The sequence below is a fragment of the Komagataeibacter diospyri genome (assembly GCF_043995075.1).
Lineage (GTDB): Bacteria > Pseudomonadota > Alphaproteobacteria > Acetobacterales > Acetobacteraceae > Komagataeibacter > Komagataeibacter diospyri.
In genome coordinates, this window is record NZ_CP171836.1 from 2,733,925 (window position 1) to 2,752,513 (window position 18,589).

An 18,589-nucleotide genomic window follows, 5' to 3' on the forward strand; every position below is an offset into this window, starting at 1 on the left:
TTATCTGTTGTGGTACCAGTCGGGCACGGTGGCCCGATGGTCGTTCTTTATGTTTTCCGCCATTGCCTTGCGCTGCTGCTGGTAAGCACTGCGGATGGTGGCGTAGGGATCAAGCGAATCCTTCATGACCTGGTCCAGCGCATCAACATTGGTGGCCATGCCGTTGATGGTGCCCATGATGTTATAGGCCCAGTTGAAGGTCAGCAGCCCATAACCGCGGGGCACGTAGTTCCACGGTGACAGGCCGACGTCGATGCCATAGCCGACCCCGTCACGGAACGAGGACGGGCCCAGCACCGGCAGGAACAGGTAGGGGCCGGATGGCACGCCCCACGTCGCCAGCGTCAGGCCGGCGTCGTTGTCGTGGTGCTTGTAGCCGGCGTAATTGGCCACATCGATCAGGCCGCCAATGCCGACCGTCATGTTGATGCACCACCGCACGAAGGCGTCGCCCGCGCGGCGTGGCTTGCCCGCGCCCACGTCGTTAAAGAACACGACGGGTTCGTTCATGGTCTGGTACAGACCACCGATCGAATTGCGCAGCGGGCGCGGCACGGCCCAGATATACGCCTTGGCCACCGGGCGCAGGGTATATTTGTTGGCCCACATGGTCAGGTCGAAATTCTTCCGGTTCAGTTTTTCGTACTTGTCGTTGGCTTCCTTGTATTCAGCCAGCGCGTCCGGGTCCTTGGGTGGCGGGGTCGCGCATGAGGCAAGCCCGAGCAGTCCAAGTGCCACTCCCGCGACGCGAAGCGACGAGCGACGCGGGGACGGGCGGGACGACCAAGAATTCGATCCTGTCTCTGCGCGCATACTCGTTTCCGCTTCCCTCTGTATTCGCTTGCCCACCATGCTGGCATGGCGGGATGGCCCAATGTGTTGGCAAGAATCCCGAACCGGGCAATGACGCCCCTTTCTTGCGTCACTCTCTAGCATGGGATCGCTGTTGTGCAATCCGCTTGCCACGGGATGAAGGCATATTGTGTCTGCCCTGCATGGGGAAGGTGGGACAAAGCCTGCCCTGAAGCGGCCATGTGAAGGGGAGACTTGGCAGAATTGCCGCGCTGAGTGTGACGTAAAATCCACAATATCTTCAACGTCACGCTACCGGCACGGTGGCATGGTATCACGATTTGTTGAAGATACGGCAGGCCTCAGCGGGCAAGCTTCGATGCGATTTCGGGAAACATGTCCGCCAGTTCCCGGATCTCACGCTTTGACATGCCAGCCTGCGCCGGATCAACGGTCTGGCCAGCCATTGCCGCGCGCAGCACCTTCAGCGCGGGACCGGACAGCAGGACCGCGTCACGCATGTAATCGGTAAAGGCCTCGTATGTCAGTGGTGCCCATTTCTGCACGATCTGCAGGATGGCGTCGGCATAGGCGCGGATTTCGTACTGCGCGTGGCTGTCCGCGCGCAGGCGCAGGAAATGCAGCAGGTTCCACAGGTTAATCTGCCAGTAGAACTGGGTCATGATGTTGACCGGCAGGTTCATGCGCGCCAGTTCACGTGCGATGGCCGGGCGGTCCGGGTCGCGCTTTTCGCCGTTTTCGTCCTCGTTGAGCAGGTCGAGGTAATGGTCATAGCAGCGCGATGCGTCATCACGCAGGATATCGAGTACCTGCTGCGCCTGCTCGGGCGGTAGCGCATCGGCCCGGCCCTGCTTGTTGTTGGTGGACTGGGCGGCGATATCCTCGGGGCGGGGGAAATAGAATTCCTTTTCCAGCACCGAATAGCGGGCCGAGTATTCATTGATGCTGGCGGTGCGGTGGCGGAACCACTGCCGGGTGACGAAAATGGGCGCGCGCACATGCAGCTTCAGCACCGCAAGCTCGAACGGGCTGGTGTGGCGGTGGCGCATGAGATAGCGGATCAGTCCCCGGTCATCGGACGTGCTACGCGTGCCCTTGCCGTAGGATACGCGCGCGCCCTGCACGATCCCGCTATCGCCGCCCATGTAGTCCACGGCGCGGACAAAGCCGGTTTCCAGCACGGGAATGGGGGAATACAGCACGTCTTCCACCGCGGGGACGACAAGGCGGCGGGTCTGCGCCCATCCGGCGCGGGCTGCCTCGATTGCCGATTTCTGCTCAGTGGAAAACATGTGTCGCCCCGTCCAGTCTGTGTCGATCATAGCAAAGGACGCGGGCCATACCATACGGGGCATGTCATATCCAAGACGCCAACCCGTAACGATGGCCCGCCTGGCCTGTCCCGATCGTGTGGCTGTGACCCGTCTTTACGGCGGTATCATGGCGGGTGACGGACGTGCGGGGCCAGTGTTTTTTTCACGGAAAACAGGGTCTGGGGCCGCCCGACCGCGCCATCACGGGGCCAGCATGGGGCAGATTTCAGGCACCCTGCCGAAACGGGGGCGCCGTCGGATATGGGACAAAAAAATATCCATGACTGTTTCGGGTGCGGGAATCCCGCTCCATATGTCGCAGCCACCTTCGGCGGCCCCTTGCCAGATGCACGGCCAATCCCTATATCCGGAAGTGCCGGAGGGGCTTGCCCCTTGGCTATGGCGATAAACGGCGCGTGGAATAAGTGTTGTGGACCCGGGGGCGGTACCCGGCGTCTCCACCAATTTCCCCCTGGATGGGGAACATGGGGACGAAACAGGCTCGACACGCATGGTAAAGACCCGCCTTTTGCCCGGCATTGTACCACCGTTATCGGGCTAAATTACAAGTGCCAATGATAACTCTGAGGTGCTCGCTGTCGCTGCATAAGCGATAAGCGCGGTTCGGGAGGGCACCGGGCAACAGAAGCCCTCCCACCTTGTCTGCTGTTCATGTTAGGTTGATGGTGCGGTATCCGCTTCGTGAAGGGATGCCCGACCTCAGTGGCTTGCCACGCCATGAAGTTTGACGCACAGCTTGAAGCTGTGGCACGGCGTGGCCTGAACCCGCATGTCTGCAAAAATCCGGTCCGGCGGGGAAACCGTCCGGGCGGATGTACGGAGAAGTCCGATAATGTCCGATGATCACGACGAGGAAAACGGTTTTGACACCGCCATTCCCGACAGCCTCATGCCCTATGATTCCTGGATCGAGGATGCCTACCGGCAGGTCATGCTGCGCGCGCTCGACTATGCGGCCGCGCAGGGACTGCCGGGTGATCATCATTTCTACCTGACATTCAGGACCGACTGGCCGGGTGTTGAAATGCCCGACCGCCTGCGTGCCCAGTATCCGCACGAAATCACCATTGTCCTTCAGCACCAGTTCTGGGACCTGAAGGTGGACCGCACGCACCAGATCATATCGGTCGGGCTGTCATTCGGGGGGATTCCTTCCACGCTGGTGATTCCGGTGGCGGCCGTATCAGCCTTTGCCGACCCGCATATCCGCCTTGCCCTGCGTTTTACCGTGCCCGAACAGCCGCCCGTGGCTGCCGCAGCACCCAACGTGGTGCCGGTGCAGCCCGCGATGGCGGACACGACGCAGGCCACCCCTGCCGCCGATACGGCAGCGGACGGCGCGGATACGGACAGGGGCGAAGGGTCGCAGGTTGTCAGTCTCGCCGCCTTCCGCAAGAAGGGGCCGGGGGGACCGGGCTGAGCCACATTTTCCATCCGGGCGCGCCGGATGCGCCGGGCGCGCCCTGAACCTGAACGCCGCCACCTGGAACCAATCCGGGGGAAAAAAGGCAGGAGACCGTCCGTTGAATGTATCCGCACCCACGCGCAAGCCATTTGTCTATGGCCCGCTGTTCCCGCTGCATGATGATGATACACCGTGGAAGAAGCTGGAGATCGAGGGGATAACCACCTCGGTCCTCGGTGGCCGCACGGTGGTCCATGTCCGGCCCGAAGCCCTGACCGCCCTTGCGGCCCGCGCCTTCAACGACGTGGCGCACCTGCTGCGCCCGGGCCATCTGGCGCAGCTTGCCAAGATCCTGAAGGACCCGGAAGCATCCGAAAACGATCGCTTCGTGGCGCTGGACCTGCTCAAGAACGCCTGCATTGCGGCCGGTGGCGTGCTGCCCATGTGCCAGGATACCGGTACCGCCATCGTGTATGGCAAGAAGGGCCAGCGTGTGTGGGTGGACGGGAACGAGGAGGAAGCCTTCTCCCGCGGGGTGTACGACACCTATACCGGCACGTCGCTGCGGTATTCGCAGATGGCGCCGGTTTCGATGTTCGAGGAAGTGAATACCGGCACCAACCTGCCCGTGCAGTTCCATATCTCGGCAAATCCCGGTGACTACCATGCCGAACAGATGGATCTCATGTTCATCGCCAAGGGCGGCGGGTCGGCGAACAAGACCTTCCTGTTCCAGGAAACCCGCGCCCTGCTGTCCAGCAAGGAGCACCTGCTGAAATGGCTGGATGGCAAGATCCGGACGCTGGGCACGTCCGCCTGTCCGCCGTACCACCTTGCCGTAGTGATCGGCGGCATGTCGGCCGAGCAGAACCTTGAAACCGTAAAGCTGGCCTCCACCCGCTGGCTGGACAGCCTGCCGACCGAAGGCAGCGCGCATGGCCACGCCTTCCGCGATCTGGAGATGGAAGAGGAAATCCACAAGCTGACCCAGCGCCTGGGCATTGGCGCGCAGTTTGGCGGCAAGTATTTCTGCCACGACGTGCGCGTCGTGCGTCTGCCACGCCATGGCGCATCACTGCCGGTGGGGATCGGGGTTTCGTGTTCGGCGGACCGTCAGGTCAAGGCCCGGATTACCGCCGATGGCGTCTTCCTTGAACAGCTTGAAACCGATCCAGCCCGCTTCCTGCCCGAAACCACGGATGATGATCTGGACGGGGAGGCAGTGCAGATTGACCTGAACCAGCCGATGGATGAAATCCGCCGCAAGCTGTCGCAGTATCCCGTGCGCACCCGCCTGTCCCTGACCGGCACGATGGTCGTCGCCCGTGACATCGCGCACGCCAAATTCCGCGAAAGGCTGGAAAAGGGTGAGGGGCTGCCCCGGTACCTCAAGGACCATCCCGTCTATTACGCCGGTCCCGCCAAGACGCCCGAAGGCATGCCCACCGGCTCCTTCGGTCCTACCACGGCGGGCCGCATGGACAGTTATGTGGCCATGCTGCAGAAGGCTGGCGGGTCGTATGTCATGCTGGCCAAGGGCAACCGGTCAAAAGCCGTGCGGGATGCATGCAAGGAATATGGCGGTTTCTACCTTGGTTCCGTTGGTGGGCCGGCGGCCCGCCTGGCGCAGGACTGCATCCGCAAGGTCGAGGTGCTGGAATACCCCGAACTGGGCATGGAAGCGGTGTGGAAGATCGAAGTCGAGAATTTTCCGGCCTTTATCGTAATCGACGACAAGGGTAATGATTTTTATGACGGCCTGACTGGCTGAACGTACCTTCCTGCGGTGCGTCCGGCCTGTCTGTCGGGCCGGACAACCGGAGGTTTGAGAGCGCCATGCGTTTTACCGTCGATCGTCTTGACCACCTTGTGGTGAGTGTCCGCGACCTTGAGGTCTCGGCCTCGTGGTTCCAGCGCGTGCTGGGTATGGAGCGCGAGGAATATGGGCGCAACAACCGCACGGCGCTGAAATTCGGTGGTCAGAAAATAAACCTCCGTCCCTATGGGGCCGAGGGCTGGACCACGGCGGAAGACGCGCTGCCCGGCACGAATGATTTGTGTTTCACCACCGCGCTGAACAGCGTCGATGTGATCGAACATCTTGAAAAATGTGGCGTCCGGGTGACCGAGGGGCCGGTGGCCCGTCTGGGGGCGCTGGGGCCTGTGACATCGGTCTATTGTAACGATCCCGATGGCAACCTGATCGAAATCGCGTCCTATCAGGGGTAAAGACCGCATGGCAGCTGATCTTGTGGTCGGTTGCAGCATTCCGCCTGCAGAATGTTAAGCGCATATTAGAGACTGTTTGAAAAGTCGGATCAGGATAGCGATTTGAAATTGAAAGAGGTTTTTGGTGAAGCTTTTTCAAGAAGCTTCTGGGAACGCCGCCTTTATTTAAAAAGAATGGTACCCAAAAATTTCCATTATTTATCAATATCTTATTGGGAATGTACCTTTTGCGTCGCCGCGCATTCACGCGCGGCGACAGGGTCGTCATTTCGGCTGCTTGCCAAACACGGCGGTCAGCTTGGCTGAACCAAGGCTGTGCTGGTTGATGACAAAGCCCACCATGGCGCCCGATGCATCACTGGGCAGGTCGATCCGTTCGATGTCCAGCGCGTGGATGGTGAAAATGTAATGGTGATCCGGCCCCGGCGGGGGGGCGGCACCGCCATAGACATTGCCACCGAAATCGGTGCGGGTCATTTCAGCATGTTCGGGCAGGTTGTTGTCACCCGATCCGGCACCCGCGGGCAGCGAGGACACCGTGGCGGGAATGTTGATGACAATCCAGTGCCACCAGCCTGATCCCGTCGGTGCGTCGGGGTCGTACATGGTGATGGCAAAGCTCTTGGTGCCAGCGGGTGCGTCCTGCCATGCCAGCGGCGGCGAGATATTGCCGCCGGAATAGCCCATTCCATCAAACACCTGTGCCGCGGGCAGGCGGTCGCCTTCGTTGAAGGAACGGCTTGTCAGTGTAAAGGTCATGTCGGTTTCCTGCTTTCCGCGCGGTCTGCCGCGCGGATAGGGGGTCAACGTTGGCCGGGTATCGGACGTTACCAGTTCTGGCTGATCAGCCAGAACTCTTCCGATGTCAGGGTAATGACCTGATCGCCGTTCTTGCTTTCGGCGGCAGCGCGGGCCAGGGCCTCGATGCGCTGGATCATCAGCGTCTTGCGCTGATAGGTCTCGTTGCGGTCTTTTTCCTCGACCGATTCAAGAACCTGCAGCGCGGTGTGGCAGGCGCGGGTAATGCGGGCGGCATCAAGTGCGGCGTAGGACATGGGTCTTTTTCTCCATCTGTTCACTGATCCGGCCGGGACCGGGTCCAGGGAATTCCCGTGCGGGAATCGCTGTCTTATTCTGGCTTCCCCAACCGTGTCTGTCCAACATCGCCATGCATGGGCCCCACGGACTGGCCGCCCAGTGGCGGTGATGACAGTTCGGGCTGGCAAGTATGGTGCGGATTCCGTAAAGGGAGCCGCATGACGGATCTGGTTTCTGATTTCGACTTCACCCTCCCGCCTGAAAACATCGCCGACCATCCGGCCCGTCCGCGTGACAGCGCACGCCTGCTGGATGTGCCGGTGGATGGCCCGTTCAGGGATCGCCACGTGCGTGACCTGCCGGGGTGCCTGCGCGCGGGCGATATTCTGGTGGCCAATGATACGGCGGTGATTCCGGCCCAGTTGTCGGCCATGCGGGGGGACGCGAAAATTGGCGTCACGCTGGACCGTATCCTGCCTGATGGCACATGGCACGTGCTGGCGCGCAACGCCCGCCGCCTGCGTCCCGGCGATACGCTGACCTTTGGTGCGTCCCATGTGACGGCACAGGTGATTGCGCGCGGGGACGCGGGCGACGTGACGCTGCGCTTCAGCGCGGAAGGGGAAGCATTCGATCAGTTCCTGCATGATGTGGGCCATCTGGCCCTGCCACCCTACATCGCCCGGCCCGACGGTCCCACGGACGAGGACCGCAGGGATTACAGCACCATCTTTGCCCAGCACCGTGGCGCGGTGGCAGCCCCTACGGCGGGGCTGCATTTTACGCCCGGGCTGCTGGCGGGGCTTGATGCGGCGGGCGTGATCCGTCAGACGCTGACGCTGCATGTGGGGGCGGGAACGTTCCTGCCCATGCGCAGCAACCAGATTTCCGCCCATCGCATGCATGCCGAACGCGGTACGATTTCCCCCCATGCCGCGGCCCGCATCAATGCCGCCCGTGCTGCGGGCGGACGGATTGTTGCGGTCGGCACCACGTCACTGCGGCTTCTGGAAAGTGCCACGGATGAAAGCGGTATCGTCCATCCCTTCCATGGGGAGACGGCCATCTTCATCCGCCCCGGCTACCGCTTCCGCGCGGTGGACATGCTGCTGACCAATTTTCACCTGCCGCGTTCGACGCTGTTCATGCTGGTCTGCGCCTTTGGCGGGTATCACCGCATGAAGGCCGCCTATGCCCATGCCATCGCCAGTGGCTACCGCTTCTATTCCTATGGCGATGCCTGCCTGCTGCACCGCACCGAAGGAGACCTGCCATGACCACATTCCGCTGGCGGCCCGAAGCCCGCGCGGGCCATGCCCGTGCCGGCTGGCTGGATACCGCCCATGGCAGCGTGCCGACACCGACCTTCATGCCCGTTGGCACTGTTGGCACCGTCAAGGCCATGACCATGGACAGCGTGCGGTCCACGGGTGCGGGTATCGTGCTGGGCAATACCTATCACCTCATGCTGCGGCCCGGGGCGGAACGGGTGCGCGCGCTGGGGGGGCTACATCGGTTCATGGACTGGCCGGGGCCGATCCTGACCGATTCGGGCGGGTTTCAGGTCATGTCGCTGGGACCTTTGCGCAAGCTTGATCAGGACGGGGTTACTTTCCGGTCGCATATTGATGGATCAAAGCACCGGCTGACGCCCGAACGTTCGACCGATATCCAGTACGCGCTCGATGCCACCATCAGCATGTGCTTTGACGAATGTCCCGCATTGCCTGCGGCGCCCGACGTGATCGCAAAATCCATGCGCATGTCCATGCGCTGGGCCGAACGGTGCCGCACGGCATTCGTGCAGCGCCCCGGTTACGCGCAGTACGGTATCATCCAGGGCGGGACCGAGCCGGAACTGCGGGCCGAAAGCGTGAAGGCGCTGACCGGAATCGGGTTCGAAGGCTACGCCATTGGCGGCCTTGCGGTGGGGGAGGGGCAGGAACTCATGTTCTCGACCCTTGAGGCCACCGTCCCGCTGATCCCTGATGCCAGTCCGCGTTACCTTATGGGCGTAGGCACGCCCGATGACCTGCTCGGCGCCGTGGAACGCGGGGTGGACATGTTTGACTGCGTCATGCCCACACGGGCGGGACGCACCGCGCGCGCCTATACCGAACGGGGCACGCTGAACCTGCGCAATGCCCGGCATGCCACCGATTCACGGCCCATTTCGCCGCATTGCGACTGTCTGGCCTGTTCGCGCCACAGCCGCGCTTACCTGCATCACCTGTTCCGGGCCAATGAAATCCTCGGTCCCATGATGCTGACATGGCATAACCTTGCCTATTACCAGCGGCTCATGCGCGGGATGCGGGCGGCGATTGTCGATGGTGCGTTTGCCGCTCATGCCGACCACCTGCGCGCGCAATGGGCAATGGATGACTGGAGTGGTGATGAAATGCCCTTTCCCGACATTCCCCCGGTGGCCTGATGCGTGCCGCGCCGCCCGGCCCTGACCCCGCGCGGATGGCTGCGCGGATTGCAGGCCACGCGCGTGATCTGGGTTTTGACGCGGTGGGATTCGCGCCCGCCCGGCTGGATGATGCGGTGCGCACCCGTCTGGCCATGTTCGTGGAACACGGATTCGCGGGCAGCATGGGCTGGATGGCGCAGCGCATGGACCAACGTGGCGACCCGCGTGGCCTCTGGCCCGAAGTACGCAGCGTGATCGCCCTTGGCCTGAATTACGCGCCCGAAGGCGACGCGCTGGCCACGACCCGGGTGCCTGATGCGGGCAATATTTCCGTTTATGCCCGTAACCGGGATTATCATGACGTGGTCAAGGGGATGCTCAAGCACCTTGCGCAGTTCGTGGTGAACGAGGGGCGACGGCAGGGCATGAATGACACGCAGGTGAAGGTCTTTGTCGATACCGCGCCGGTGATGGAAAAACCGCTGGCGCAGAACGCGGGCCTTGGCTGGCAGGGCAAGCATACCAGTCTGGTGTCGCGCCAGCATGGGAGCTGGCTGTTCCTGGGCGAGGTCTATACCACGCTGGACCTGCCTCAATCTGCCCCGTCGGGTGGCGGGTGCGGCAGTTGCACGCGCTGTCTTGATGCATGTCCGACCAATGCCTTTCCAGCCCCCGGCGTGATGGATGCGCGGCGGTGCATTTCGTACCTGACCATCGAAAACCGTGATCCGATTCCCGAAGCGCTGCGCCCCGCCATGGGTAATCGTATCTACGGGTGTGATGACTGTCTGGCCGTCTGCCCGTGGAACCGCTTCGCAGCAGCTACGAATCACATGAAGCTGGCCGCGCGTGACGACCTGCGCGCGCCCGCGCTGCGCACACTCGCGGGACTGGATGATGCCGGTTTCCGCGCACGGTTTTCCGGCTCCCCCATCAAGCGCATTGGCCGGAACCGTTTCGTGCGCAACGTGGCGGTGGCCATTGGCAATAGCGCGCAGCCTGCCCTGCGCCCCAGTGTCGCGGCATTGTGTGACGATGCTGATCCGGTGGTGGCGGACGCCGCGCGCTGGGCCATGTTGCGGCTGCCCCGGTGACGGGGCGGGAGGCCATGGGCATGCCGCTGCCCGCGCAGCGCGGCGCGCGGCTGTTGCGCAAACGCAGCCTCAACCTGTCAGGGCACCGGACCAGCGTGGCGCTGGAGCCGGAGTTCTGGCATGCCCTGCATCTGATCGCGCAAAAGCGTGGTCTGACCCTTGCCGGACTGGTGGGGCGCATTGACGCGGGGCGTCCGCCGGACCGCCCGCTGGCATCCGCACTGCGGGTGGAGGCATTGCGGGAATGGATGCCTGCATTGCCGGAAATTGCCGGTACGGACAGGGAAGATCAGTTGGGTTGACCGGGCATCCGTGCTAGCCTTGGGGCATGGCAATCTGGGGCAAACTTTTTGGTGGCGTTGCGGGGTTCGCGGTTGGCGGCCCCATGGGCGCTGTCGTGGGCACGGCACTCGGGCACGCGGCGGATAATGGTTCCCTGCTGGAAACGCCGGTGGGGGGATGGACCGACCGCTGGGGCCCCCGGCTGAACGCGGACCCGAATGGGGCGGCGACCTTCATGGCGGCCAAGATGGCGGCCGCGATGGGCAAGCGCGACCAGATGTACGGTCTGGTCATCATCATCCTGTCCGCCAAGATGGCGAAGTGCGACGGGGCGGTGAACCGGGCCGAGATCGATGCCTTCAAGCGCCGTTTTCACCTGCCGCCCGAAAACATGCGCGAAGTTGGCCGCCTGTTCGACAGCGCGCGGCAGCGCACGGACGATTACAAGGCCTTCGCCACCGAACTGGGACGCGCCTTCGCCAACAAGACCGGCATGCTGGAAGACGCGCTGGCGTCCCTGTTCGTGATCGCGCGCGCGGATGGTGAGATCAATGCGCGCGAGGAAACCTTCCTGCGCGGGGTGCACAAGGCTTTCAACCTCAGCCCCGGCGCATGGGACCGTGCGCGTGACGGTGGCGCGCGGCCGGGCGTGAGCGAGATTGACGCTTATGAAGTGCTGGGTATCTCACGTGACGCCAGTAATGACGAAGTGCGCGTGGTCTGGCGCAGGCTTGTGCGTGAACACCATCCCGATGTCATGACCGCCCGTGGGGCGACACCCGCGCAGCAGGCGCAGGGGGCTGCCCGCATCGCCCAGATCAATGCGGCATGGGACCGGATCAAGCGCGACCGCAGGCTGTAAAAACCAGCCTGTGAATCACCCTGAAAATTAACAGTTTTTGGTGGAGTTTTTTTCAAAAGCTTCGAGGAACACCGTCCTTTTGAAAAAAGGCAGTACCCAGAAAACTTTTGTTATTTAATTGATCACGTTGGCCCATCCAGCGCAGTCGGCCCGATCATGGATCAGGCCAGCGGGAGTGGGACGACCGAAAAAAGCCATTGCCATCCTATGTTATGACGCGGATCGTACCGATCAGCGCGCAGCCTTTTTTTTCTGTTCCAGCAGGCGACGGAGTGCCCCACCGACCGTATGGGCCAGTGCGCGATAGGCCTGTCCCGCCGGGCTGTCGGGGGCAGCAATCACGATCGGCGCGCCATTGTCGGCACTGGCGCGGATATCGGCCAGCAGCGGGATTTCACCCAGGAACGGCACGCCCATTTTTTCAGCTTCCGCCCGTGCGCCACCATGGCCGAACAGTTCGGTGCGGTGGTTGCAGTTGGGACAGCAGAAATAGGACATGTTTTCCACCATACCCAGCACCGGCACGTTCATCTTCTCGAACATGGCCACGCCTCGCCGGGCGTCCAGCAGGGCGATATCCTGCGGGGTGGAAACGATCACGGCACCGGCCAGCGCGGTTTTCTGCGCCAGTGTCAGCTGCGCATCCCCCGTGCCCGGCGGCATGTCCACAACCAGAACGTCCAGCGCGCCCCATTCCACATCACCCAGCAGCTGCCCGATCGCCCCCATGACCATTGGCCCGCGCCAGATCATGGCCTTGCTTTCATCTACCAGCATGCCGATCGACATGGCGCTGATGCCCCATTTATGTAGCGGGATCAGGCGACTGTCACGCACTTCGGGCTGCCCGCCCACGCCCATCATGCGCGGCAGGGAAGGACCATGCACATCCGCATCCAGCAGCCCAACCTTCAGCCCCTCCAGCCCGAGCCCCACCGCAAGGTTGACGGCCGTGGTGGACTTGCCCACGCCGCCCTTGCCCGATGCCACGGCAATGACCACGCCTACGCCCGGCGGCAGGGGTCCGGTGGCGGGCCGGGATGCCTTGCCACCCCCAAGGTTGAGGGGACGATGGCCGCCGCCGGTGGGTGCAGGCGCCGTCGTCTGTGGCGCGGGTGCGGCTGGTGCCGGGCGGTGCGCGGTCAGGATGACGCTGGCCGCCGTGCAGCCGGGAACCGCGGCGACGAGGGCACGTTCCAGTTCGGGCAGCAATGGCTGCAGCGATCCCGCCCGCGTACGGTCGGTCGCGATGGCGACATGCAGGACGCCATCGCGCACCATGAAGGCGTCCAGGCTGCCCATATCCGCAACACTGGCGGCATGATCCGCGGTGCGCACGCGTTGCAGCACGGTCTCGATGGTTGTCCTGTCGGGACTGGTCATGGTTGTGCGCTCCCTGCTGTCTGCTATCTGGCCCGTGCGGGTATAGAAGGGGCGGCCCGTGCTGGTCGAGTCATGAAACGGTGGGCACCCGACCGCATGCCGGTCACATGTCATGCCCGGCATGCGGGGCATCCCTGTCATTGGGGGAATGGCTGACTGCGCGGTTTGCTGCTTTACGCTCGCTGCGCCATGATGGTTGCAGCCATTTTGTGCATCGTTCAGGCGGACAGGGGATACGATGGGCAGCATTTCCACTTCGCGGGGGGCGGTACCCCACCGGCGCGATCACCGGATTGATGCGCTGCGCGGGGTGGCGCTGCTCATGATGTGCATCGACCATATCCCGCAGGACGTGCTGAACCGTTTCACCATGCGCAATGTCGGTTTTGCCGACGCGGCGGAGGTGTTCGTGCTGCTGGCGGGCTATGCCTCGTGGCTGGCCTATGGCCGTGCGTTTGGCAGGAAGCAGCCGGTCATGTCGGTGCTGGCGCGGATCGGACGGCGGTGCTGGCAGCTTTATGTCTTCCAGATGGTGATGGTGGTGGTGTGCATTTCCACCATCCGCATATGGCGGCATTTCTGGCCGGTGCCGGTCGATTTCCTTGAACCCGAACTGGCGCACGGTCTGGATTCGGCATGGCGGGTGCTGTCGTTGCAGGCATTGCCGGGCAACCTGAACATCCTGCCGCTTTATATCGTGCTGCTGCTGGGGTTCGCGCCCTTATACGCGCTGCTGCGCGGGGTGGGGACGCCCGTGGTGCTGGGGGTCAGCGGGGCGGTCTGGCTGCTGGTCAACCTGGACCCGCGCCTGAACTTTCCCAACTGGCTTGATCCCGACGGGTGGTATTTCGACCCGCTGGCGTGGCAGTTCCTGTTCGTGCTGGGTGTATGCGGGGCGCGTCTGGCCGGACGGCATGATGGCAGCCTGCCGCGTTCGCGCGTGCTGGCGGCGGTGTGCGGGCTGTATCTGGTCTTTTCCTTCGTGCAGTCCTTTCCATGGACGGACTGGGGCTTCGCCGACCTGCGGCCCGTCGGCATGGCGGTGCCGGACAAGATGATCCTTGCCCCGTGGCGGCTGCTGGATGTGCTGGCGCTGTTCTATCTGGTGCAGTCCTCGTCGCGGGCCACCGTGCTGGCGGGGACGCGGGGTGGCCAGCTTATGGCGCTGTTCGGGCGGCATTCGCTGGAAATCTTTACGGCGGGCACGCTGGTGGACCTGTACGGGCGGCTGGTGCTGACCAGTTTTGGCACCGGCTGGGTCATGCAGGTGGTGGTGAACGTGGTGGGGTTCGTGGTGCTGCTGTGGGTGGCGCGTAACCGCGAACGCGCCCGTGCGGCGGCCCGCAGGCCGGCGGCGCCGAAACCGGACGGCCTGCCCGCGCACGCGCCCCTTTGCGGGAACTGAGGCTGTGGTTTCCGAGCGCATGAAGGGCGTGATATAGGGAATGCGTCAGACCCCGTTCAGCAGGATATACAAGCCCCATGTCCTTTCGTGCCGTTGCCTTTTCCCGATCCTGCCTTGCTATGGGGCTGGTTACGGCCCTTGGAGGGTACGCCGCGCGCGCGGCTGATCCCGTTCCTGCCCCGAATGCGGCGGCCCCCGCGGCCACGGCCCCCCTGCGCCTGCCGGGCGAGGGGCGGAACATGCCCGACAGCTTTGCCGACCTTGCGGCGAAACTGCTGCCCGCCGTCGTCAATGTATCCACCACCGAGATGGTCCGCCCCGGTGAGGATGATGATGATGGCGATGATGGTGACAACACGCCGCAGGTGCCCAATTTCCCTGAAGGGTCGCCGTTCGAGAAATTCTTCCACGATTTCATGAACCGGCAGGACAGCCCCAACGCGCCACCGCGCAAGATGCAGGCGCTGGGATCTGGCTTCATCATCGACCCTTCGGGTGTGATCGTGACCAACAATCACGTCGTGCGCCATGCCGACCAGATCACCATTACGCTGCAGGACAATACCGTGCTCAAGGCGCGGCTGCTGGGCCATGACGACCGCACCGACCTTGCGGTGCTGAAGGTGGACAGCCCGAAGCCGCTGCCTGCCGTGCCCTTTGGTGACAGCGATCATGCGCGTGTGGGCGACTGGGTACTGGCGATCGGCAACCCGTTCGGCCTGTCGGGCACGGTGACGGCGGGTATCGTCTCCTCACGCGGGCGCAATATCGAACAGGGTCCGTATGATGATTTCATCCAGACCGACGCGCCGATCAACAAGGGCAATTCCGGCGGTCCCCTGTTCAACCTGCATGGGGAGGTGATTGGCATCAACACAGCCATTTTCTCGCCTTCCGGCGGGTCGATCGGGATCGGGTTTTCAATTCCTTCGGCCGAGGCGCAGGGCATCATCGAACAGCTTCGCCGTCATGGCCGCGTCACGCGCGGGTGGATTGGCGTGCGCATTCAGGACGTGACGCAGGAAATCGCCGATGGGCTGGGCCTGACAAGTCCCCATGGCGCGCTGATTGCGGGAGTTGAGCCAAAGGGACCGGCGGCGGTGGCCCACCTGCAGACCGGCGACGTGATCCAGAGCCTGAATGGCAAGGAAATCGATGGTCGCGCCCTGCCGCGCCTTGTGGCCGAGCTTGCGGGTGGCAGCGTGGCCCATCTGGGGATCTGGCGTAAGGGACAGCAGATGAATGTCGCCATCACCATCGGCGCCCTGCCCGAGGAAAAGACCGACAAGGCCGATGGCGCCAACCCGCCCGCGAAAAAACCGGCACAGGGCAGCATGGCCATTACGGGCATGGGCTTCACGGTGGGTGATCTGGATGACATCGCGCGCCAGAAATACAATATGGCGGAAGGGCAGAAGGGTGTGCTGGTCACCGGCGTGACGGATGACAGCCCGGCTGCCGAACGCGGCCTGCGCCCCGGTGACGTGGTGACCGAAGTGCAGCAGTCGGCCGTTAATACGCCTGCCGACCTGCGCCGCCAGCTTGATACCGCCCGCAGCCAGCACCGCAAGACCGTGCTGTTTCTGGTGCAGAATTCCGATGGCCTGCGCTGGGTGCCCTTTCCCCTGCCGGATGGCGCCGGGCACTGAACCGTATGCATGAACGCCTGAAGAACCTGCTGCTGTCCATCATGCGGCGGGGAACGTGGCGGCAGGTCGTGCGGATGAATGTCTCGCTCATCCTGTCGGGTATTGTCGCCACCATCATCCATCTGGATGAACCGGTCTGGGCGCTGATTACATCGGTCATCGTCATTACCCAGACCCGCCTGACCCAGACGCTGTCCACCGGGCGCGAACAGATTGTGGGCACCCTGATCGGGGCGGCGGCCGGCATGTCGGCCATCGCGCTGGAACAGTGGTGCGCGCTGTCGGTGGGCATGGTGTTCTGGGTCATGCTCATGCCGCTGGCGGTGCTGGTGGCGTTGCGGCCCAAGATGCGGGTGGCCATTGTCACCCTGATGGTCGTGCTGCTGTTTCCCGCCACGGGGGAACCGTTCTCAAGGCCGCTGCAGCGTATCGCGTCGATCATGACAGGCGTTGTGGTGTCGTTCGCGGTCTCGTTCTTTGTCCTGCGCAACGAAGCGCGGCGCGAAGTGCTGCGTAATGCCGCAAGCCTGCTGCGGCGCCTGTCCGACCTGCTGTCCACGGCGCTGCACCCGCATCCCGATCATGACGCGCTGGGCACGGTGGATGTGATGTGCCGTTCCCTGCTGCAGGACATCAATGACGGCGTGCAGGAGGCGGAGGTCGAACATCCCGGATCACTGGCGCGGCATGATCCGCTGGTGATGCGCCTGCCGGGGCTTCTGCGCCGGATCCGCTCTGATGCCATTTTCATTTCACGCGCGGCGGTGGAAGGGGAAACCGCCCGGACGGGCGATATCCTGCAGCAGGAGCGTGACATGCTGGTGCGGATACTGGCCCAGATGGCCGATCGATGTGATACACTGGCCACGTTCCATCGCGGACGCACGCTGCCCGATGACGGAATGCGTGATATTCTGGACGAACTGGAACGTCAGGGGGAACACTGGACCCCTGTCATGCGTTTTGCCACCGGACTGCTGCATGCCGACATGCGGCTTGCCGTGCGCAACATCTGGTCGGACGGGCAGACGGATGACGGGCCGTTCCCGCTTTCGGGTCATCCGTTCCTGTCCGAGGCTTCGTTCGAGCCTGCCCCCACCGATACGGTCGTGCAGCGATAGGGCGGGGGCCGATACCACAACCAAAGGAGTGCAAAAGACACCATGTTGAATGAAAAAACCCTGAATCACCTTCCCGCCAGCGTCCAGCCGCTGCGCTACAGGCGGGAGGAAGTGGGGCGAGGGATCGTTCATTTTGGTGTCGGCAACTTCTTTCGCGCGCATGAGGCGTGGTACGTCAACAGATGCCTTGCCCTGCCGGGGCAGTCACAATGGGGCATTGTGGGCGTGGGACTGGGCGGTGGTGCGCGCGGTGAGGCCAAAGCCCATGCCTTCACGCAGCAGGATTGCCTGTATTCCCTGACGGAAGTCGCAGCCGATGGCGCGCGCACGGTTTCCATCATCGGTGCGCTGCGTGAATACCTGCTGGCGCCTGCCGATCCCGAAGCCGTGCTGGCCCGCCTTGCGGACCCGCAGACGCGCATCGTCAGCATGACGATCACGGAAGGTGGCTACAACATCAACGAGGAAACCGGGCAGTTCCGCCTCGATACCCCTGCCGTGCAGGCCGACCTGAAAAATCCCCGCCGTCCCACGACTGTGTTCGGGTATGTGGTCGAAGGGCTGCGCCGCAGGCGGGAAGCGGGTGCGGGACCGTTTACCGTCCTGTCATGCGATAACCTGCGCAGTAACGGCCATGTCGCGCATGAGGCGTTCGTGGGCTACGCCCGCGCGCTGGATGCGGATCTGGCGGAATGGATCGACGCCAATGTGACCTTCCCCTGTTCCATGGTGGACCGCATTACGCCGGGCGTGGATACCGCAACCCGCAACGCACTGAATGAAGCAGGTGGTCTGGATGACGACCTGCCGGTACTGGCGGAAGATTTCAGCCAGTGGGTGCTGGAAGACAGCTTCTGCAATGGCCGCCCCGCGCTGGAACAGGTCGGTGTCGAATTCGTGGACGATGTGGCGGGGTATGAGCAGGTGAAGGTGCGCATGCTGAATGCGGCGCATCTGCTGCTTGGCTCGGCGGGTCTTCTGCTGGGGCATCGCTATGCGCATGAAACGGTTGAGGACGCCGATCTGGCCCGTCTGGCCAATGCGTACTGGACAAAGGATGCGATGCCGCAGATCGATGCCCCGGCGGGCGTGGATCTGGACGCCTATCGCAGGCGTCTGCTCAGCCGGTTTTCCAACCGTGCGGTGGCGGATACGCTGCTGCGGATCTGTAGCGATGGGGCATCCAAGGTGCGGGTGTTCTGGACCGATACCGTGCGCCGGTCACTGGACAGCGGGCATGATCTGCACCGGATCGCCTTTGGCATCGCCGCCTATCTGGAGATGCTGCGTGGGCAGGATGAAAAGGGCCAGGCCTATGCCCCGATTGAACCCACGCTGGATGCCGACCAGATTGCGCTGGTTAATGACAGTGATCTTGCAGCAGGCCTGAGCCTGCCTGCCTTTGATGGCTGGCGGGACATGGATACCACCGCACTGGATGCGGCGGTTGTCGCCGCGCGCAGGGCCATCCGTGATCGCGGCGTGCGGGCCAGCCTGCCTGCACAGGAAATGGTTTCAGAACAAACCGGCAATAATAAATAATAGAAGTTTTCGGGTG

Annotated in this window: 17 protein-coding genes and 1 other RNA gene; 13 read left to right on the plus strand and 5 right to left on the minus strand. The window is 63.2% G+C overall.

All coding sequences use genetic code 11. The features are described from left to right. Together ACE2AA_RS12775 and thyX are read right to left on the minus strand one after the other, a co-directional pair. Entirely contained in the window at nt 1-738 is a 738-nt protein-coding gene (locus tag ACE2AA_RS12775) for a VacJ family lipoprotein (RefSeq protein WP_025439676.1), read from the minus strand. A gap of 416 nt (nt 739-1,154) precedes the next feature. Next, complete coding sequence (gene thyX / locus ACE2AA_RS12780) at nt 1,155-2,105, minus strand: FAD-dependent thymidylate synthase (protein ID WP_162851949.1); 951 nt, start codon at nt 2,103-2,105, stop codon at nt 1,155-1,157. A 356-nt stretch (nt 2,106-2,461) separates the two neighbouring features. Here thyX and ssrA point away from each other — a divergent pair. The 4 genes from ssrA to ACE2AA_RS12800 all read left to right on the plus strand — a co-directional run bounded on the left by ssrA (nt 2,462) and on the right by ACE2AA_RS12800 (nt 5,781). Next, nucleotides 2,462-2,785, plus strand: a transfer-messenger RNA (tmRNA) gene (gene ssrA / locus ACE2AA_RS12785). A gap of 194 nt (nt 2,786-2,979) precedes the next feature. Then, entirely contained in the window at nt 2,980-3,567 is a 588-nt protein-coding gene (locus ACE2AA_RS12790) for an SspB family protein (RefSeq protein ID WP_395370031.1), read from the plus strand. A 103-nt stretch (nt 3,568-3,670) separates the two neighbouring features. Then, entirely contained in the window at nt 3,671-5,323 is a 1,653-nt protein-coding gene (locus tag ACE2AA_RS12795) for a fumarate hydratase (RefSeq protein ID WP_141301853.1), read from the plus strand. A 65-nt stretch (nt 5,324-5,388) separates the two neighbouring features. Beyond that, on the plus strand, nt 5,389-5,781 hold the full coding sequence (locus tag ACE2AA_RS12800; protein WP_141261778.1) for a VOC family protein: 393 nt from the start codon (nt 5,389-5,391) through the stop codon (nt 5,779-5,781). Nucleotides 5,782-6,045: 264 nt separating this feature from the next. Here ACE2AA_RS12800 and ACE2AA_RS12805 read toward each other — a convergent pair whose 3' ends face one another. After that, nucleotides 6,046-6,540: a kinase inhibitor gene (locus ACE2AA_RS12805; protein WP_141261779.1), complete on the minus strand. Its 495-nt coding sequence runs from the start codon at nt 6,538-6,540 to the stop codon at nt 6,046-6,048. Nucleotides 6,541-6,608: 68 nt separating this feature from the next. Further along, on the minus strand, nt 6,609-6,836 hold the full coding sequence (locus ACE2AA_RS12810) for a hypothetical protein (RefSeq protein ID WP_025439670.1): 228 nt from the start codon (nt 6,834-6,836) through the stop codon (nt 6,609-6,611). A gap of 201 nt (nt 6,837-7,037) precedes the next feature. On the opposite strand from ACE2AA_RS12810, the gene queA reads away from it, so the two are divergent. From queA to ACE2AA_RS12835, 5 genes are read left to right on the plus strand one after another with little or no spacing between them, the layout of a single operon-like run. Beyond that, a complete protein-coding gene (queA, locus tag ACE2AA_RS12815; RefSeq protein ID WP_141261780.1) occupies nt 7,038-8,096 on the plus strand; it encodes a tRNA preQ1(34) S-adenosylmethionine ribosyltransferase-isomerase QueA in 1,059 nt (352 codons plus the stop codon). Then, nucleotides 8,093-9,253 carry a tRNA guanosine(34) transglycosylase Tgt gene (tgt, locus tag ACE2AA_RS12820; protein WP_141261781.1) on the plus strand — a complete coding sequence of 387 codons (1,161 nt, stop codon included), beginning with the start codon at nt 8,093-8,095 and terminating at the stop codon, nt 9,251-9,253. The genes queA and tgt overlap by 4 nt, the downstream gene beginning before the upstream one ends. Further along, complete coding sequence (gene queG, locus ACE2AA_RS12825; RefSeq protein ID WP_395370034.1) at nt 9,253-10,329, plus strand: tRNA epoxyqueuosine(34) reductase QueG; 1,077 nt, start codon at nt 9,253-9,255, stop codon at nt 10,327-10,329. The genes tgt and queG overlap by 1 nt, the downstream gene beginning before the upstream one ends. 20 nt (nt 10,330-10,349) lie before the next feature. Further along, the gene (locus ACE2AA_RS12830) at nt 10,350-10,631 is read left to right on the plus strand and encodes a ribbon-helix-helix domain-containing protein (protein ID WP_370685929.1); all 282 of its coding nucleotides are present in this window, start codon (nt 10,350-10,352) and stop codon (nt 10,629-10,631) included. 26 nt (nt 10,632-10,657) lie between these two features. After that, nucleotides 10,658-11,473, plus strand: a complete 816-nt coding sequence (locus ACE2AA_RS12835) for a TerB family tellurite resistance protein (protein ID WP_395370036.1) — start codon at nt 10,658-10,660, stop codon at nt 11,471-11,473. A 231-nt stretch (nt 11,474-11,704) separates the two neighbouring features. Here the strand turns inward: ACE2AA_RS12835 and ACE2AA_RS12840 are convergent, their stop codons facing one another. Further along, nucleotides 11,705-12,988: an Mrp/NBP35 family ATP-binding protein gene (locus ACE2AA_RS12840; protein WP_395372208.1), complete on the minus strand. Its 1,284-nt coding sequence runs from the start codon at nt 12,986-12,988 to the stop codon at nt 11,705-11,707. Nucleotides 12,989-13,094: 106 nt separating this feature from the next. Here ACE2AA_RS12840 and ACE2AA_RS12845 point away from each other — a divergent pair, with 106 nt between their 5' ends. From ACE2AA_RS12845 to ACE2AA_RS12860, 4 genes are all read left to right on the plus strand, one after another. Next, nucleotides 13,095-14,261: an OpgC family protein gene (locus ACE2AA_RS12845; protein ID WP_395370038.1), complete on the plus strand. Its 1,167-nt coding sequence runs from the start codon at nt 13,095-13,097 to the stop codon at nt 14,259-14,261. Between the two features lie 77 nt (nt 14,262-14,338). After that, nucleotides 14,339-15,910, plus strand: a complete 1,572-nt coding sequence (locus tag ACE2AA_RS12850; protein ID WP_141301858.1) for a DegQ family serine endoprotease — start codon at nt 14,339-14,341, stop codon at nt 15,908-15,910. A 5-nt stretch (nt 15,911-15,915) separates the two neighbouring features. Then, on the plus strand, nt 15,916-17,031 hold the full coding sequence (locus tag ACE2AA_RS12855; RefSeq protein ID WP_141261786.1) for an FUSC family protein: 1,116 nt from the start codon (nt 15,916-15,918) through the stop codon (nt 17,029-17,031). Nucleotides 17,032-17,073: 42 nt separating this feature from the next. Continuing rightward, on the plus strand, nt 17,074-18,573 hold the full coding sequence (locus tag ACE2AA_RS12860; RefSeq protein WP_141261787.1) for a mannitol dehydrogenase family protein: 1,500 nt from the start codon (nt 17,074-17,076) through the stop codon (nt 18,571-18,573). The last annotated feature ends 16 nt before the right edge of the window (nt 18,574-18,589 follow it).

What these genes read in the sequence shown, in the direction of transcription:
- tgt (WP_141261781.1), top strand. Translation starts at nt 8,093, where the DNA reads ATGACCACATTCCGCTGGCGGCCCGAAGCCCGCGCGGGCCATGCCCGT.
- ACE2AA_RS12840 (WP_395372208.1), bottom strand. Translation starts at nt 12,988, where the DNA reads ATGCCCCGCATGCCGGGCATGACATGTGACCGGCATGCGGTCGGGTGC.
- ACE2AA_RS12805 (WP_141261779.1), bottom strand. Translation starts at nt 6,540, where the DNA reads ATGACCTTTACACTGACAAGCCGTTCCTTCAACGAAGGCGACCGCCTG.
- ACE2AA_RS12860 (WP_141261787.1), top strand. Translation starts at nt 17,074, where the DNA reads ATGTTGAATGAAAAAACCCTGAATCACCTTCCCGCCAGCGTCCAGCCG.
- thyX (WP_162851949.1), bottom strand. Translation starts at nt 2,105, where the DNA reads ATGTTTTCCACTGAGCAGAAATCGGCAATCGAGGCAGCCCGCGCCGGA.
- ACE2AA_RS12845 (WP_395370038.1), top strand. Translation starts at nt 13,095, where the DNA reads ATGGGCAGCATTTCCACTTCGCGGGGGGCGGTACCCCACCGGCGCGAT.
- ACE2AA_RS12850 (WP_141301858.1), top strand. Translation starts at nt 14,339, where the DNA reads ATGTCCTTTCGTGCCGTTGCCTTTTCCCGATCCTGCCTTGCTATGGGG.
- ACE2AA_RS12790 (WP_395370031.1), top strand. Translation starts at nt 2,980, where the DNA reads ATGTCCGATGATCACGACGAGGAAAACGGTTTTGACACCGCCATTCCC.
- ACE2AA_RS12800 (WP_141261778.1), top strand. Translation starts at nt 5,389, where the DNA reads ATGCGTTTTACCGTCGATCGTCTTGACCACCTTGTGGTGAGTGTCCGC.
- ACE2AA_RS12835 (WP_395370036.1), top strand. Translation starts at nt 10,658, where the DNA reads ATGGCAATCTGGGGCAAACTTTTTGGTGGCGTTGCGGGGTTCGCGGTT.
- ACE2AA_RS12855 (WP_141261786.1), top strand. Translation starts at nt 15,916, where the DNA reads ATGCATGAACGCCTGAAGAACCTGCTGCTGTCCATCATGCGGCGGGGA.
- queG (WP_395370034.1), top strand. Translation starts at nt 9,253, where the DNA reads ATGCGTGCCGCGCCGCCCGGCCCTGACCCCGCGCGGATGGCTGCGCGG.
- queA (WP_141261780.1), top strand. Translation starts at nt 7,038, where the DNA reads ATGACGGATCTGGTTTCTGATTTCGACTTCACCCTCCCGCCTGAAAAC.
- ACE2AA_RS12810 (WP_025439670.1), bottom strand. Translation starts at nt 6,836, where the DNA reads ATGTCCTACGCCGCACTTGATGCCGCCCGCATTACCCGCGCCTGCCAC.
- ACE2AA_RS12830 (WP_370685929.1), top strand. Translation starts at nt 10,350, where the DNA reads ATGCCGCTGCCCGCGCAGCGCGGCGCGCGGCTGTTGCGCAAACGCAGC.